Origin of the sequence: Polyangium sp. y55x31, from assembly GCF_029946505.1 — a bacterium.
GTDB lineage: Bacteria > Myxococcota_A > Polyangia > Polyangiales > Polyangiaceae > Polyangium.
The window spans coordinates 224,828-238,426 of sequence record NZ_JARZHG010000013.1 but is presented as its reverse complement, the minus strand read 5'-3'; the positions used below and the strand labels follow the sequence as shown (position 1 = coordinate 238,426).

Sequence of the window (13,599 nt, the reverse complement as noted above, 5' to 3'; positions counted from 1 at the left end):
ACGGAGGGGACGATGCGGATCCGCGAACTCTTGGGAATCGAGCTCGACATCATCCAGGCGCCCATGGCCGGTGTCCAGGGGAGCCGGCTCGCCATCGCTGTTTCGAATGCAGGCGGGCTCGGTTCCCTGCCCTGCGCCATGCTCGGCCCGGATGCGCTGCGCCGCGAGCTCCAGGCGCTCCGCGCGGGGACGAGCCGGCCTTTCAACGTCAACTTCTTCTGCCACACGCCGATCACGCCGGACCCCGCGGTGGAAGCTCGCTTTCGGGGCATGCTGGAGCCTTACTACAAAGAGCTCGGCATCGACCCGAACCTCGCCCCCGCGGGCGCCGGACGCGCGCCCTTCACGCACGACGTGGCCGACATCATCGCCGAATTCGCGCCGCCCGTCGTGAGCTTCCATTTCGGATTGCCCTCCGCCGAGCTCCTCGCGCGGGTCAAAGGTTGGGGCTCCAAGGTTCTCTCCTCGGCCACGACCACCTCCGAAGCGCGCTGGCTCGAAGCCCACGGCGCGGACGTGATCATCGCCCAGGGCCTCGAAGCGGGCGGGCACCGCGGCCATTTCCTGAGCGACGATCTCACCGAGCAGATGGGCACGTTCGCGCTCCTGCCACAGATCGTCGACGCGGTGAGGGTCCCGGTGATCGCGGCCGGCGGCATCGCCGATGCCCGCAGCGTCCGCGCGGCGATGGCGCTCGGCGCGGCGGGCGTGCAGGTCGGGACCGCCTATCTCCTCTGCCCCGAGGCCGACACGAGCGCCGTGCATCGCGCCGCGCTGAAGAGCCCCGCGCGCCATCACACCGCCCTCACGAACCTGTTTTCGGGGCGACCCGCACGTGGCATCGTGAATCGGCTCATGCGCGAGCTCGGTCCCATGAACCCCGCCGCGCCCCCATTCCCGTGGGCAGTCGCCGCCGTCGCGCCCTTGCGGGCCCGCGCCGAGCGCAATGGCAGCGGAGATTTCTCGCCGCTCTGGGCCGGCGAGAATACGAGCGCGATCGCCGAGGTCGATGCCGCCACCTTGACGCGCGCGCTCGCGCCGGAGCCGTGAGTTCCACCAGGATCACGCTCGGCCGTGTCCTCGCCGCGCGGTGAAATGCGCCCTCGCCCTGCTCGACGCCCGCCGGGAAATCCGATAGCCTCGAATGATGCAAGACAGAACCGTTGGTTCGATTTCGCGCGCGCCTCGACGCGCAGGCGTTTTCCTCGCGGCCGCGGCGCTCGTGTCGTGCTGGAGCTCCTTCGCGGCGGCCGAGCAGTTCGTCGTGGTCGACGAGACGTACGAGCACACGCCCGACATGCCGGACTCGCATTACCGCGTCGAGCCGCGCGCCGGGACGCCCTCGAACTGGAAGAGCCCGATCGATTACACGACGGGCACGGCGTACATGCACCTCGAAGTCTACACGAAGCCGACCGACACGCCCACGCGTTTCCAGGCCTGCTTCGAGGCGCAGCCGACGTATGCGTGCGTCGGCCAGGCGCCGGCTTATACGACCGTGGGCGTTTATGATTGGGCGACAAAATTCTCGGATTTCTGGTCGCCGCCCGGCACCGCCGTCGACTGGAGCCTCGGATCGGGTAAAATTGCGCTCATTCTGAAGGACACGCAGAACGGAAAACCCTCGGCGGACAACGTCGGCGCCGAGACGGCTGCGCTGTACATGCCCACGAAGATCCGGTTCGTCGTGACGATCGTCTCCGAGGGGAGCACGTACGTGCCGCCCGCGCCGGCGGAGATGGACGCGGGCGTCCCCGAGGACGCGGGCGCGGGCTCGTCCACGGGCGCAGGCGGGAGCGGCAGCGGCGGCAATGGCGGCAGCGGCGGCGATCCGGTGAACATTCACCCGACGAACGACTCGGGATGCTCGTTCTCGATGGGAAATGGCGCCACGCAGGGTGCCTGGCTCCTCCTCGCAGCGCCTGCGCTCCTGGCGATGCGATCCCGCCGGAAGCGGGCTCGGTGAGGAAGGCTCAAGGATGAAGCTTTTCGTGTTTCGCCAGCATCTCGACGAATTGCGTGATGCGCTTCTGACGCGTCTCGGGTTTCTTCGCGGTCTGGATACGGAACAACATGGCGTAACGGTTCGTCGCGTCGAGCGTCGCGAAGAAAGCGGCGGCGCGGGTATTTTTCGCGAGGGCGTCCGATAGATCGGGGGGCACGGTGGCGCGGCTCGGAGAGTCGTAGGCCTGGTCCCAGCGGCCGTCCCGCTTCGCGCGCTCGACCTCCGCGAGGCCCGGAGGCTGCATCTCTCCGGACGCGATGAGGGCCAGCGCCTTCTCCCGATTGATCTTCGACCAGATGCTCTTCGCGCTGCGCGGCGTGAATTTCTGGAGCCACGCCGTCTCGTCGAAGCTCCGCTTCTGCCCGTCGATCCAGCCCCATACGAGCGCCACGTCGACCGCCTCCGGATAGGTCACGGATGCGACGCCCGAGGCCTTTTTCGCGAGCTTGAGCCAAACGCCGCGCGACGAGGCGTGGTTCGCGGCGAGCCACGTCGACCACGCGCGCGGGCCGTCGAAGGCCACAATGGGCGCGTCCCCCGCGGGGGTCGTCTTTGCCGCCGTCTTCTTTGCCGCCGTCGTTTTGGTCGCCGTCTTCGTCGTTCCGGTCTTTTTCATGCGAATCGTCCCACTCCCGCGCGCAGCGCGTCCACTTTACCGAAGGCAGGGTTTGGAAGACAAGACCCGCAAAGATCATGGGTAGCCTTTTGCTGTGAGGTCGACTATCTTCGTGCCGATGCCTACGGCCCGAGCCTCGACGATGTGCGCGCTGCTGGTGCACCCGTCATCCGGAGCCCGACGGAAGGTGATCCATGTTCGACTTGTTCCGCAAGCGTGGTGGTTCGACGCCCGAACTCATTCACCCGCCCTGGAGAGCAGGGCAATACGTGACGTATTACATGGAGCGCGGGGACGGCGTCTGGGCCGCGTTCGTGCTCCGGCTCCTCGGACAAACCAAGGACGGAGCCTGGATCATCCAGGGGGATTTCAAGACGCGCGCGGGGGAGAGCACCGTCTGGTTCCGCTCGGAGCCGTCCGCCCCCGAGAACGAGCCGGATCCCATACCCGTAAAGCAAACGTTGGTCCGCTCTTCCCAGGTCAAAGCCGACATCAAGGACCGCATGGCCGACGATCCCTTGGTGATGGTCACCCTGGCGATGAACCTCCTCCTGGTTCGACGCTGGCCCGCCGCCTTGGAGAGCCTGCGGACCGAACCGCGGTCCGTGAGCTATCCGTGTGAAATCGAGCAAGCGCACCTCCTCGTCACCGACGGGCCAGGCTACAAGAAACATCACGACATTCACCCCCGCGTGATGCTCACCGGCGTCGCCTGCTTGTCGATCGATGGACATCGCAATCCGATGACCGTGACCTCGTTCGGACTGAACGACCCCGAGGCCGATGGTGCCACCTCGTACGACGATTTCGTCGACCTCTCGTACCCGAAGCGCGTCGATCACGATGGATTCGAGTTGACCTATCCGGCGACGTGGTTTCTGCGGGAGCGGGAGACCGAGAGCAAGCAGGTGAAGTCCTACTTCGCCATGACCGGCGGGATTTCGTGCTCGCTCACGCTGTCGGTGAAGGTGCAGGAGGGTTCCGTCGACGAAATCGCCCGGGAGCGCGATGCGGTCGTGGCGAGGGTGAGCGCTCCGATCGACGGCTCGATGGGCCGCGTGTCGCCGCGGGAAACCATGAAGCTCCCGGGCGATGCGAAGGGGTTTCTCGGCGTCCTGGAGAACCGCAACATCGATGGTTTGTCCTTCGATGGGGTGTATGTCTCCGAGGATGGACGCCGCTTCGCGAACGTGATCGTATTTTTATGCGTGCTCAAGCAGAATCCACGCGCCAGGGGGACGCTCGCCAATTACGAGCGGCTGGCGCGGGAGATCCTCGCATCGTTCGCCTTCACTTGAGCGCGTCGCGCGCCTTGCAGGCCTCCTCGTCACCTTCCTGGCAGCCGCGGTCGTACAGCTTGCGCGCCTTCTCCGGATCCCGCGGGACGCGGTCGCCCTCGGCGAACGCCTTCGCCGCCGTCTGGCAGCCCTGGAAGTCGCCGAGGGCGCAGGCGCTCTCGTAATAACGAACGGCCATCGGCCAATCGGCCGCGACATCGTGCCCGCTCTCGTAGGCCATGGCCACGTGCAGGCACGCCGTGCTCGCCTCGCCTTCGCAGGCCTTTTTGTAGAGCTCCATCGCCCGCGCGACGTCACGGGCCACGCCCATTCCGTGGATGTACATCACCCCGAGGCCATTGCAGCTCGGCGCATATCCGCCCTGGCATCCCTTCTCGAAGGCCGCGAACGCGCGCTTGTTGTTGTCCCCCTGCTTGTCCTTCGGCGTCATCAGCGCGAGCCCGAGCGCATGGCAGCTCGCGAGATCGTTTTTATTGCACCCTTCCTCGTGCCTGGTGATGTCGTCGGAGCTCTTGCCATTGCCCGCGCCGTGGATGAAGACCATGCGGCCCTTTTCCGGCGTCACATCGGGCGCGGGAGGCGGAGGCGCGGGGGGCGGAGGCGCGGACGGCGCGGACGGCGCCGCTCCACAGCCGGCAAGCAAGGCAGATGCGGAGAGCAAGGTCAGGATGCGCAGGGTCACAAGGCGAATCTACCAACCCTCCGCGCGCGGGGAAAGAGGCGCCCGCCAGCGTCAGGGCATCATTTTGGGGCGAAACTTCTGCACGCGTCGCCCCACCTGCTCGACCACGTACACGCGGCCGTCCGGCCCGACGGTGATGTCGTGCCCCGTGTCGAACTGCCCTTCCTCGCGGCCGAAGCTGCCCCAGCTCGTGATCACCTTGCCGTCGTGATCGAGCTCGAGCGCGCGCCCCGACGGCGCGTCTTCGAGCTGGTCGCCGCCGTCGATCACGAAGACGTGCCCATTCGGGGCCACCTCGACCCCCCAGGGCCGCCCGATCTCGGGACCGCTCCAGACGTCGAGGAGCGTGCCTTCGAGGTCGAAGATCTGCAGCCGCGCATTGCCACGATCCGCGACGTAGATCCGATCCTTTCCGTCGGACGCGATGCCGTGCGGAATGTCGAAATGACCCGGCTCGCTCCCCGGATCACCCCATGCGTCGAGGAACATGCCGCGCGTATCGAACCGCGCCACGCGGGTGTTCTCGTACCCATCCGCGACGTAAAGCTCGCCGTTCGGCGCGAGAAACACGTCGGTGGGTTTCGCGAACTCGTCGGGCGGGCTGCCGCACGCGACGAGCGCCGGAAGGACCAGGAAAAACCAAGGCCTCATTCGTGCCCCCTGCCGATGGTCTGGAGGAGCGCGCCGTCGTGGCTGAACTCGAAGATCTGATCGAGCCCGACGTCGGTCACCCAGACGTGGTCGTTCTTGTCGACCCCGAGCCCGTGCGGGACGAGGAAGACGTTTTCCCCCCACGAGGCGAGCACCTCGCCGGAATCCCCCTCGACCATCCAGATCGTGGGTTTGTCGATGATCTCTTCGTTGCCCCAGCCCCGATCCGCGCGGTGGAACACGAAGACGTGGTTGTGCGAGTCGACGCCGACCCCGACCGCCTCCCCGAGGGTCTGTCCGGCCGGCGGCTTCAACCATTGGGGCACGACCTCGTAGGCCGCCGCCGGGGCGCTCGTGGAGCGCGGGGTGGGCTCGTCCGCGCAGCCCGCGCCCGCGGCGAGGCTCGCAACGAGCGCGGCGAACGCGAGGAAACGCGGCGTTTCGCTTGTACGTCTCATGAACGATCGACCTCCTCCGAGCAGAGGAGCAGACCTCGGCGGTGGGGGCCATCTCCCGCTTGTGAAGCGAGAGCTTCCTCGGTACGCTCTTCGGCGCTCCGCGTCGCATGGGTGGCGCGGGGAGGGCGACGCAGGCCGGTGCCTGCGCGCTTTTCCGCGAATCCCCCGAGGAGGTTGGTGCGTGTTCTGTCCGACCTGTGGTACGCCGAACGTCGATGGCGCGCCCACGTGCACGAAGTGCGGCAATCGCCTGCAGGGAGCAGCTCCCCAAGGATGGGGCGCGCCGCCGCAAGGATATCCCGGCGCGCCGCAACCCGGCTGGGGCGCGCCCCCGCAGCAGGCATGGGGGCCGCCGGGGGGGTTCGGCAACTACGCGGCTCCCGCCCAGTTCGGCATGGTACCGGCGGCGCACAGCGGGATGGCCGGGCCAAAAGGCACGACGCGGGACCCGACGATGGTCCTCATCTTCAGCTTCTTTTGCTTCTACGGCGTGTACGTCGCGTGGGCCATGCTGAGCGAGCTGCAGGCCTACACGCAGGACGACAACTTCAAGCCGTGGAAGATCTTCATTCCGATCTACAACCTCTACTTCTGGCACAGCGAGGTGCCGGAGCAGGTGAGCAAAGCGAAACGAATGGCAGGCTGCCCGAACCCGTACGCGAACGGGTTTTACGAGCACGCGAACGTCGCGCTCTATTCGCTCGCCAAGGACCTGAACGAGATCTGGAAGTGTAGCCCTTGACGCCGAGCGGGATCCACGCGCAAACGTGCCCATGTTGACGATCTACGGTTGCAAGGGATGCGGCTCGGTCGTGATCGAGGCCGCGTGTGAGCTCCTCGGAGAAACCTACGAGCGCCGCGAGGTCGAGCCCTGGACGCCGGGTCCTGCGGTCGATGCGCTGCGCGCGCTGAATCCCCTCGCGCAGGTGCCCACGGTCGTGTTGCCCGACGGTACGGTCCTCACCGAAAGCGCGGCCATCCTCCTCTGGCTGCTCGAACGGCACCCGCAAACGCACCTCGCCCCGCCGCCCGGCGACCCGAAACGGCCGGTGTTCTTGCGCTGGCTCGTGTATTTCGTGTCCAGCATCTATCCGATGTACACCGTCGGCGATTTCCCCGCGCGGTGGGTGAAGGACGAGGGCGCGCAAAAGGAGCTCAAGGCAGCGACCGTGCAGCGGACGCTCGATTGCTGGCGCGTGATCGAGCAGGGGATCTCGCCGGGCACCTATTTGCTGGGCGAATCCATGACGATCCTCGATGTCTACGCGGCGATGATCTCCCGCTGGCGCCCCGGGCGCGAGAAGATCCGCGAAGTCGCGCCACGCTGCATCGCCGCTGCGGAGCGGGCCGAGGCGCACCCGATCGTGACACGGGTCTTCACGCAGTTTCCGAGCGCAACCAGCTAGCAGGCTTGCCAGGGCGAGCGCCGGGCCCCAGTCGATTTGCATGCCCGAGAAAAAGACCATCGAGCGAGCCCGGCAAGACCAGCGCGAGGGCAAGGCGCCGACCACGCAGGCCGGCGAGTTCGTCCGCGAGGAAATCGAGCACGTCAAGGAGGGCAAGCACGGGGTGAAAAACCCCAGGCAAGCCATTGCGATCGCCCTGTCCAAGGCGCGTCGCGCCGGCGTGGACGTGCCGCCGCCCGCTCCGGGCAAAGCCAAAGAGCGGACGCGGCGGCAAGCCAAACGGGATCTCGAAAAGGGGAAGAAAGAAGGCCCGCTCCGCAAGAAGGCGGCCTGACGGTCACGCGATCGCCGCGCGGCCCTCCGCGCTCTTCGTGCCCTCGCGGCCCTTCGCGCCGAGCCGCGCGCTCCGGAGCACGCCCACCGACACCACGATCGCGACCAGGGTCAAGAGCAGCCCGCCCAGCGTCCCCGGTCGCCCGGCCTCCTTGAGGCCCGTGAACAGAATCCGCGTGACGTCCGCGTCGGCCACACGCGCCGGATCTTCGAGGAAAGACATCACCGCGCCGACGTTCGTCCAGACCCCGACGATCGTGGCGATCACCGTCGTCACCGAGAGCGCCGCCGTGAACGCGAGTTTGTCGCGGTCGGGCACCGCCGCATATCGCACGGCCGCGCCGAGGGACGCTGAGCCGGCCGCGAGGACCATCCACATTCCGAATCCACCCTCGCACATGAACTGAACCAAGCTGAAACCACTCATGGCTCGCTCCTATCGTTTCATTCCGGACAGCGTCTTCGCCGTCCTTTCATGAGCAGAGAACACGAGCCCCCGGCGGGCGTGACAGGGCGCGGTCGATTTTTCTCGGGGCGGTTCTCGCCATGATACGTTCGGGGCGAGGCTCGCGCAGGGAGGGGACGACGATGTACGAGCGGACGATCTCCTTGGCCGTGGTGAACCCCCGGATGACGGCCATCGCCTTCTCCCTGACCATCGATCCGCTCGAACACATCGCGGGCGACGTGGCAGGGCTCGTCGGGAATTTCGTCTTCGAGCTCGTCGGGATGTTTTTCGCGCGGCAGGTAGCCTCGAAGACCAACGTAGCCCTCATCGAGAGGGTCACCGAGGTGATGGAGCACGACGCCAATCGAAAAGGCCCGCTCCGCGTGCACGTCCGGATCGAAGGCGACACGCTCGAAATCACCGTGGAGGGCCCGGACGTCGCCACGGACTTCGAGCGGCTCGCGAACGCCGAGGATCCGAGAAAATGGCTGGCCGATACCGTGTACGAGCGGCGTATCGAGAAGGCGAGCGGGGGCCTCGGGTTGATGCGCCTCGTCGCGGAGTCGAAAAAGAAATGACCCGGAACGGGCTTGCTCCTCCGGGCTCCGTGCGGGTAGCCTCGGGGAATCATGCCCATCGATCCGGCCCGCCTCGCGCGTATCCGCGCGCGTCTCCTCGCCGCAGCGGCCCTCACCACGACGGCCGCCGGGTGCGCCAAGCCGATCATCAACGATCGGCACACCCCGCCCGAGGAGACGATCAACGAGCCGCCCCGCGAGGAGCAACACCCGATCAACGATCGCATGAACGAGCCGCCCGCGACCCCGGCGCCGGAGCCCACGCAGGCGGCGCCCGACACGACGGCGCCCGACACGAGCAAACCGACGACCCACCACGTCAACACGCCGAAGCCCTCGGACGGCGGCAACAAGCTCACCCCGCCGCCCCCCGGCCAGACGATCAACACGGCGCCCACTCCGCACTAGCCCAGACAAACGCGCCCCCATGCGAACCCCGGTTCCCCTCGGGACGACGGAGCGGCTCTTCGGTACGCTCCACCGTCGCATGCTGGATCGCGGCTACGAGGTGCCGCCGTGGGATCGTTTGAGGGCCGATGATCTCGACGCCGCGGACGTGGAGATCGCCCGGAGCGCGTGGGCGGCGCGGACGGTCGCCGAGTACCGGTCGATGATCGTGTTCGGCGAGCTCATCGCGCGCTTTTGCGAGGTGGGCCTGCCCCTCGAAGTGACGACCGCCGCGTCGCGCCTGCTCTCCGACGAGGCCCGCCACACCGAGCTCTGCGCGCGCGTCGCCGATGCGCTCGGCGGGCACGCGGGCATCACTTTGAAGCCAAACGATCTGCGCCTCCAGCAGAACAACCTGCCCGCTCACCTCTTCGTGGCGCGCTGGACGACGTCGATGTTCTGCGTGGGCGAGTCGGCCTCGGTCGCCATTCTGCGGGTCCTCTTGGCCCACGCGAAAAACCCCTGTATCGAGGCGGTGCTCCGGATCCTCTTGCGCGACGAGATCCTGCACGACCGCTTCGGCTGGGCGCTCGCGCGCCTCGTGTTGCCGCGGCTCACGCACGACGAGCAGGAATGGCTGGCGGCCGACCTCGCGCAGACGTTCGCCCATTACGATCGCGCGCACGGCGCGTCCGATTCCGAGACGGAGGACGCCGCGCTCTCCGGCGACCTCGGCCTCGCGCCCGCGCGCGCCCGCAGCGAGGCCTTCCACCGCCGGATCGATACGCTGATCCTCCCGTCGCTCGCGTCCCTCGGCGTACCGGCCTACGAGGCGTGGCTCCTTCGCACCGAGGTTTGATTCACGTCCCGCGCATGCAGATCTTGATGGCCTCGCGGAGGTTACTGACCGTCCGCGCGCCGGCGAATCCGGCTCCGAGCGCGATCAACGTCTGCGCCACGGCCGGCCGGATGCCCGTCACGATGCTCTGCGCGCCGAGGAGCTGGATCGAGCGAATGATCCGCACCACGTGATCGGCCGTCGCCTCGTCGACGCTCTCCACGCCGGTGAGGTCGAGGATCGCGTACTTGGCCGCGTGCGCCACCACGGCCGAGAGCATCCGCCCGGTGATCTCCGACGCGCGCGCCTCGTCGAGCGTCCCCACCACGGGCAGCGCGAGCACGCCGTCCCATACCTGGATGATCGGCGCGGACATCGCGTGAATGGCCGTGCGCTGCTCCTCGATGATCGCGAGCTTCTCCTGCAGCTCGATCTCGCGCCGCTTGAAATCGTCGATGTCCTGGAAGGCCCCGATCAGGCGGACCACCTCACCGTCCTCGAACACCGGATGCCCCGAGGCGCGCACCCACAGACGTTTTCCCGTCGCCGTGAGGATCTGCAGTTCGAGGTCGTACGCCTCGCCTCGCATGCAACCCTGCACCGCGGCCGTGATGATGGGGATCGCCTCGGGCGTGTAGAAATTGATGGCCGTCTCGACGACGGGCCGGAACCCCGGGGGCACCTCGTGGATGCGGTAGGTCTCCTCGGTCCAGTAAAGAGCTCCGGTCCGGTTATCGACCTCCCAGCCGCCGACGCGGGCTGTCGCCTGCATCTTCTGGAGCACCTCTTCGCGCCTTCGGCCCGCCTCCGCGCTCTCGTGCTCGTGCACTTCGCGCCCGGTCGCGTAAATCGCCTCGTCCTCGGCCACGCGCCGGAGCGAAAGGGCGACGGTGCGGGCGCCGAGATCACGATGCAAAAGCCGCTTCGTGACCCGGAGCGTCACGTCCCCTTGCCCGCTGCCCTCGAGAAAGGCGCGCATCTCGGCAGCATCGTCGGGGTGCACGATCGTGGAAAAGGGCTGCCCGACGAGCGAGTCGATCCGATACCCGAGCACGTCGCGGAACGCCTGGTTGGCCTGCACGAAACGCCCCTCCCGATCCAGCACGGCGAGAAGATCACCGGAGGTCTGGAAGAATCGCTCGTAAGAGAGGGCGCGTACGTCTCGGGCGGTTCCCATGCGCCGATGGACATTGCGCCGATGGGAGAACCGTTGTCAATCGAGGCGTACCAAAAGCGCCTTGGATTTACGGTATCCGGCGCACGAAAGCGCGCCAACCATTTGACGGGCAAGCGAAGCAAACTCTTGCTCTCGCAATATGACTCTTGTGTTGCGCACGGAAAAAGGGCTATCTGAGAAAATTGGGGCAGACGTCCCCAAAGGAGGCCCACATGACCAAGACCTCGTTCGCGTCCGTATCGCGGCGCGCGAAGGTAGCTCTCACCGTGGTTGGGGCGGCGGCGACCGTGGCGCTGTTCGCAGGATTCGTATCCCCCACCCCGAACGGGTGGAGGCTCGCGGCCGAACTGGAAATCGCCAAACTGCCGGTCTGCTACGCGAAAGGGACCGACGCGATCGGGCGCGGCAATCTGCAGGCCGGCAAGGACATCTACGCCCCGTGCTTCACGAATGACGCGGAGCTGGCGGTCTATTTCCCGGGGACCCCCTTCGATGGCCCGCCGAGCTCGACCGCGGTCGGCACGAACGCCTGGGCCGACTTCGTCGAGGATGTGTTCACCTCGAGCGGCTACACGGCGACGCAGCACCTGATCGGCAGCATCGACGTCGACGTCACCGATGAGGACGAGGCCACGATGACCTCGTACCTGCACGCGACGCACGTGCTGCCGGACGGCACGATCGACGTGGCCAATGGCACCTACGAGGACGAGGTCATCCGCGTCGGCGGCGCCTGGAAGATCAAGAAGCGCACGCTGAAGCTCATTACATTCCTGAACCTCGGCACGCCCACCCCCTGAAAAGCGCCGTCAAGGCGCGGCGGGGGGCGGCAATGCCGCGCCGATCGGCTCGGCGTGGACCCGCGTGTGCACGACGCGCCGCCGCTTCGCTCCGACATTCGCGATATCGAAATCGAACTTGATGCCAATCATGACGGCGTCCGGCGGCAGGTCCGTGCTCGTCATGGGGCTCGCCCATCGATCGTCACGCACGCCGGGGAGCGTGATGATGCTCGTGTTGCCGCCGATCAGAGCCGGCTTGGGATTTGGAATGCCGTGCGCCGTGCCGTCGGGCATGGTGAGGCGGCTCGTCGCGCTGACGAAGACGCGCCCGCCGCCCGCGAATGCAGTCGGCATCGGGAACACCCGTCCGGCGAGTTGTTCTTTCACCGCGCGAGCAATCCGCTCCCATTCTTTTCGATCGCCACCCTTGGCCGCGACGACCTCGACGGAGGCAATCTGTCCGCGCGCGTCGAGCGTGAGGAGGAAGGTGCTGTCGGATTCGGGGGGCGTGCTCGACGACCGGACCCCTTCGGCGATCGCTGACGCCAGGGTGCCGGCCGCGGGGAATCTCGCTTGTTCGGCGCTGCCGGCGAGGACGGCCTGGGCCGTGGGGCGAATGGGCGCAGGTGTCGGCGCGGCCTCACGGGGCATGGCGCCCGGGATCGCCCAGATGGGCGTACCGGCGAGCCGACCGGCGTGCGAGGGTTCGCCCGGAGGTCCGTCGTATTCGGAAGCGCCCGTCGCGGACGGCGCGGGGCGCGAGGGAGGCGGGGCATCCGGCGCAAGCGGCACGGGCTCGGGCACCTCCCCCTCGGGCGTCGTGTGTCGGGGCAGGACCGCCACGCGGGGCGTGGTCTCGGGGGCCGGCGAGGGCGTCTCCAGGGCGCCGCGCGGGGGCAACGAGGAGGCGGCCTCGATCGGGCGGAGGTCGATCCAGAGCTCGGGGGATCGCTCGAAGGCATGCCCGATCGTGGAGAGCTCGAGGGGGCGGGGCGGCAGGGCGCGCGCGAAAAGGAGCCCCGCCGCGTGCAGGATGAGCGCGGCGAGCAGCGAGAGCGGAATCCGGCTGCGTGCAGGAGGGCTCAAGGGGGATGACCGTGCGTTGCGAGAGCGTGCCCGCGTATTCATGCGGGCGCAAGGATCTCGTTATCGGGCGGTCTCCGTGGTCGCCGAGACGCACCTCGTTCCCATCGAGCAGGGCAGCGTTCCGTCCGGGCGCAGGAGGGCCTGCCAATCCATGCGCAAGGCCTCTTCGAAGGCCGACACGCGGGCGGGCACCATTCGAGTGACGTCGTACGTCTCCCGGAACAGGGCGAGGACCTCGTCGCACGTGCCCGACAAATCGACGAGGATGGGCTCGATCCGCACGTTCACGAAGGGCTGGAGCAGCTCCCGGAGCCCCTCCTCGCTGTAGGCCCGAAGGTCACCGATCGACGGCCCCTCGAAGGGCTCCTCGCGGAGGCGACGCACCAGCATCGTCCACGCATCCTCGGTCGGCGCCGCGATACGGCCGCCCACCACGGCCACGAAGGCGCCGCCGGGCCGCAAGACGCGCCGCACCTCGGCCAGGGCCTCCTCCACGGGTCGCATCAACATGAGCGCGAGGTGGCACGTGACGAGGTCGAAGGAAGAATCCTCGAATGGAAGCGCCTGCGCCCTTCCCTTGACGAGGGTCGCTTCCGGCCCGAGCCGCGCACGCGCCGCCGCGAGCTCACCCTCGCTCATATCGATCCCCACGGCGCCCTGGATACCGCGGGCTCGAAGCAGCGAGAGCAGCGCCCCGTCGCCGCACGCGAGATCGAGCACGCGATCGCCCGGCCGCGCGTGGCCGGCGAGCCATTCGTAGGTCGAGGGTTTTCCGCGAAGGAACGCGCGCGACGTGGCCCCGGGGCGAAGGTCGTGCCAGTGCCGGAGCCAGTCCTCGGAGGGATCCATGGCCG

18 protein-coding genes are annotated in these 13,599 nt (G+C 67.7%); 10 read left to right on the top strand and 8 right to left on the bottom strand.

Features of this window, described 5'->3' with window-relative positions; genetic code table 11:
* Positions 1-12: 12 nt before the first annotated feature.
* Positions 13-1,050 (top strand): nitronate monooxygenase, encoded by a 1,038-nt coding sequence (locus tag QHF84_RS23680; protein WP_281315660.1) that lies wholly within the window; start codon positions 13-15, stop codon positions 1,048-1,050.
* A gap of 97 nt (positions 1,051-1,147) precedes the next feature.
* Positions 1,148-1,966, top strand: coding sequence for a hypothetical protein (locus QHF84_RS23675; protein WP_281315659.1), 819 nt, complete (start codon positions 1,148-1,150; stop codon positions 1,964-1,966).
* A gap of 7 nt (positions 1,967-1,973) precedes the next feature.
* Here QHF84_RS23675 and QHF84_RS23670 read toward each other — a convergent pair whose 3' ends face one another.
* Positions 1,974-2,621 (bottom strand): YdeI/OmpD-associated family protein, encoded by a 648-nt coding sequence (locus QHF84_RS23670; protein WP_281315658.1) that lies wholly within the window; start codon positions 2,619-2,621, stop codon positions 1,974-1,976.
* A 194-nt stretch (positions 2,622-2,815) separates the two neighbouring features.
* On the opposite strand from QHF84_RS23670, the gene QHF84_RS23665 reads away from it, so the two are divergent.
* Entirely contained in the window at positions 2,816-3,919 is a 1,104-nt protein-coding gene (locus tag QHF84_RS23665; protein ID WP_281315657.1) for a hypothetical protein, read from the top strand.
* Here the strand turns inward: QHF84_RS23665 and QHF84_RS23660 are convergent.
* Genes QHF84_RS23660 through QHF84_RS23650 form a run of 3 tightly spaced genes read right to left on the bottom strand, consistent with a single transcriptional unit; the run spans position 3,912 to position 5,710 of the window.
* Positions 3,912-4,601 (bottom strand): tetratricopeptide repeat protein, encoded by a 690-nt coding sequence (locus QHF84_RS23660; RefSeq protein WP_281315656.1) that lies wholly within the window; start codon positions 4,599-4,601, stop codon positions 3,912-3,914. The genes QHF84_RS23665 and QHF84_RS23660 overlap by 8 nt on opposite strands.
* 51 nt (positions 4,602-4,652) lie before the next feature.
* Positions 4,653-5,252: a hypothetical protein gene (locus tag QHF84_RS23655; RefSeq protein WP_281315655.1), complete on the bottom strand. Its 600-nt coding sequence runs from the start codon at positions 5,250-5,252 to the stop codon at positions 4,653-4,655.
* Entirely contained in the window at positions 5,249-5,710 is a 462-nt protein-coding gene (locus QHF84_RS23650) for a hypothetical protein (RefSeq protein ID WP_281315654.1), read from the bottom strand. The genes QHF84_RS23655 and QHF84_RS23650 overlap by 4 nt, the downstream gene beginning before the upstream one ends.
* Before the next feature lie 181 nt (positions 5,711-5,891).
* On the opposite strand from QHF84_RS23650, the gene QHF84_RS23645 reads away from it, so the two are divergent.
* The 3 genes from QHF84_RS23645 to QHF84_RS23635 are packed head-to-tail and all read left to right on the top strand — an operon-like array spanning position 5,892 to position 7,450.
* On the top strand, positions 5,892-6,452 hold the full coding sequence (locus QHF84_RS23645) for a zinc ribbon domain-containing protein (RefSeq protein ID WP_281315653.1): 561 nt from the start codon (positions 5,892-5,894) through the stop codon (positions 6,450-6,452).
* A 31-nt stretch (positions 6,453-6,483) separates the two neighbouring features.
* Positions 6,484-7,116: a glutathione S-transferase family protein gene (locus QHF84_RS23640; protein WP_281315652.1), complete on the top strand. Its 633-nt coding sequence runs from the start codon at positions 6,484-6,486 to the stop codon at positions 7,114-7,116.
* Between the two features lie 40 nt (positions 7,117-7,156).
* The gene (locus QHF84_RS23635; RefSeq protein ID WP_281315651.1) at positions 7,157-7,450 is read left to right on the top strand and encodes a DUF6496 domain-containing protein; all 294 of its coding nucleotides are present in this window, start codon (positions 7,157-7,159) and stop codon (positions 7,448-7,450) included.
* A gap of 3 nt (positions 7,451-7,453) precedes the next feature.
* Here QHF84_RS23635 and QHF84_RS23630 read toward each other — a convergent pair whose 3' ends face one another.
* A complete protein-coding gene (locus QHF84_RS23630) occupies positions 7,454-7,876 on the bottom strand; it encodes a hypothetical protein (RefSeq protein WP_281315650.1) in 423 nt (140 codons plus the stop codon).
* A gap of 161 nt (positions 7,877-8,037) precedes the next feature.
* On the opposite strand from QHF84_RS23630, the gene QHF84_RS23625 reads away from it, so the two are divergent.
* The 3 genes from QHF84_RS23625 to QHF84_RS23615 are packed head-to-tail and all read left to right on the top strand — an operon-like array spanning position 8,038 to position 9,721.
* Positions 8,038-8,475 carry an ATP-binding protein gene (locus QHF84_RS23625; protein ID WP_281315649.1) on the top strand — a complete coding sequence of 146 codons (438 nt, stop codon included), beginning with the start codon at positions 8,038-8,040 and terminating at the stop codon, positions 8,473-8,475.
* 51 nt (positions 8,476-8,526) lie between these two features.
* Positions 8,527-8,883, top strand: coding sequence for a hypothetical protein (locus QHF84_RS23620; RefSeq protein WP_281315648.1), 357 nt, complete (start codon positions 8,527-8,529; stop codon positions 8,881-8,883).
* Between the two features lie 19 nt (positions 8,884-8,902).
* Positions 8,903-9,721 (top strand): hypothetical protein, encoded by an 819-nt coding sequence (locus QHF84_RS23615; protein ID WP_281315647.1) that lies wholly within the window; start codon positions 8,903-8,905, stop codon positions 9,719-9,721.
* 1 nt (position 9,722) lies between these two features.
* Here the strand turns inward: QHF84_RS23615 and QHF84_RS23610 are convergent, their stop codons facing one another.
* Positions 9,723-10,877 (bottom strand): PAS domain S-box protein, encoded by a 1,155-nt coding sequence (locus tag QHF84_RS23610; RefSeq protein ID WP_281315646.1) that lies wholly within the window; start codon positions 10,875-10,877, stop codon positions 9,723-9,725.
* 212 nt (positions 10,878-11,089) lie between these two features.
* On the opposite strand from QHF84_RS23610, the gene QHF84_RS23605 reads away from it, so the two are divergent.
* Positions 11,090-11,677 (top strand): nuclear transport factor 2 family protein, encoded by a 588-nt coding sequence (locus QHF84_RS23605; RefSeq protein ID WP_281315645.1) that lies wholly within the window; start codon positions 11,090-11,092, stop codon positions 11,675-11,677.
* A gap of 9 nt (positions 11,678-11,686) precedes the next feature.
* On the opposite strand, the gene QHF84_RS23600 is transcribed toward QHF84_RS23605, so the two are convergent.
* Positions 11,687-12,745: a hypothetical protein gene (locus QHF84_RS23600; RefSeq protein WP_281315644.1), complete on the bottom strand. Its 1,059-nt coding sequence runs from the start codon at positions 12,743-12,745 to the stop codon at positions 11,687-11,689.
* A 60-nt stretch (positions 12,746-12,805) separates the two neighbouring features.
* Complete coding sequence (locus QHF84_RS23595) at positions 12,806-13,594, bottom strand: class I SAM-dependent methyltransferase (protein ID WP_281315643.1); 789 nt, start codon at positions 13,592-13,594, stop codon at positions 12,806-12,808.
* Positions 13,595-13,599: the final 5 nt, after the last annotated feature.

Coding starts and splice junctions, on each gene's coding strand:
- QHF84_RS23680 (WP_281315660.1), top strand. CDS start 13: ATGCGGATCCGCGAACTCTTGGGAATCGAGCTCGACATCATCCAGGCG.
- QHF84_RS23675 (WP_281315659.1), top strand. CDS start 1,148: ATGCAAGACAGAACCGTTGGTTCGATTTCGCGCGCGCCTCGACGCGCA.
- QHF84_RS23670 (WP_281315658.1), bottom strand. CDS start 2,621: ATGAAAAAGACCGGAACGACGAAGACGGCGACCAAAACGACGGCGGCA.
- QHF84_RS23665 (WP_281315657.1), top strand. CDS start 2,816: ATGTTCGACTTGTTCCGCAAGCGTGGTGGTTCGACGCCCGAACTCATT.
- QHF84_RS23655 (WP_281315655.1), bottom strand. CDS start 5,252: ATGAGGCCTTGGTTTTTCCTGGTCCTTCCGGCGCTCGTCGCGTGCGGC.
- QHF84_RS23650 (WP_281315654.1), bottom strand. CDS start 5,710: ATGAGACGTACAAGCGAAACGCCGCGTTTCCTCGCGTTCGCCGCGCTC.
- QHF84_RS23640 (WP_281315652.1), top strand. CDS start 6,484: ATGTTGACGATCTACGGTTGCAAGGGATGCGGCTCGGTCGTGATCGAG.
- QHF84_RS23635 (WP_281315651.1), top strand. CDS start 7,157: ATGCCCGAGAAAAAGACCATCGAGCGAGCCCGGCAAGACCAGCGCGAG.
- QHF84_RS23630 (WP_281315650.1), bottom strand. CDS start 7,876: ATGAGTGGTTTCAGCTTGGTTCAGTTCATGTGCGAGGGTGGATTCGGA.
- QHF84_RS23625 (WP_281315649.1), top strand. CDS start 8,038: ATGTACGAGCGGACGATCTCCTTGGCCGTGGTGAACCCCCGGATGACG.
- QHF84_RS23620 (WP_281315648.1), top strand. CDS start 8,527: ATGCCCATCGATCCGGCCCGCCTCGCGCGTATCCGCGCGCGTCTCCTC.
- QHF84_RS23615 (WP_281315647.1), top strand. CDS start 8,903: ATGCGAACCCCGGTTCCCCTCGGGACGACGGAGCGGCTCTTCGGTACG.
- QHF84_RS23610 (WP_281315646.1), bottom strand. CDS start 10,877: ATGGGAACCGCCCGAGACGTACGCGCCCTCTCTTACGAGCGATTCTTC.
- QHF84_RS23605 (WP_281315645.1), top strand. CDS start 11,090: ATGACCAAGACCTCGTTCGCGTCCGTATCGCGGCGCGCGAAGGTAGCT.
- QHF84_RS23595 (WP_281315643.1), bottom strand. CDS start 13,594: ATGGATCCCTCCGAGGACTGGCTCCGGCACTGGCACGACCTTCGCCCC.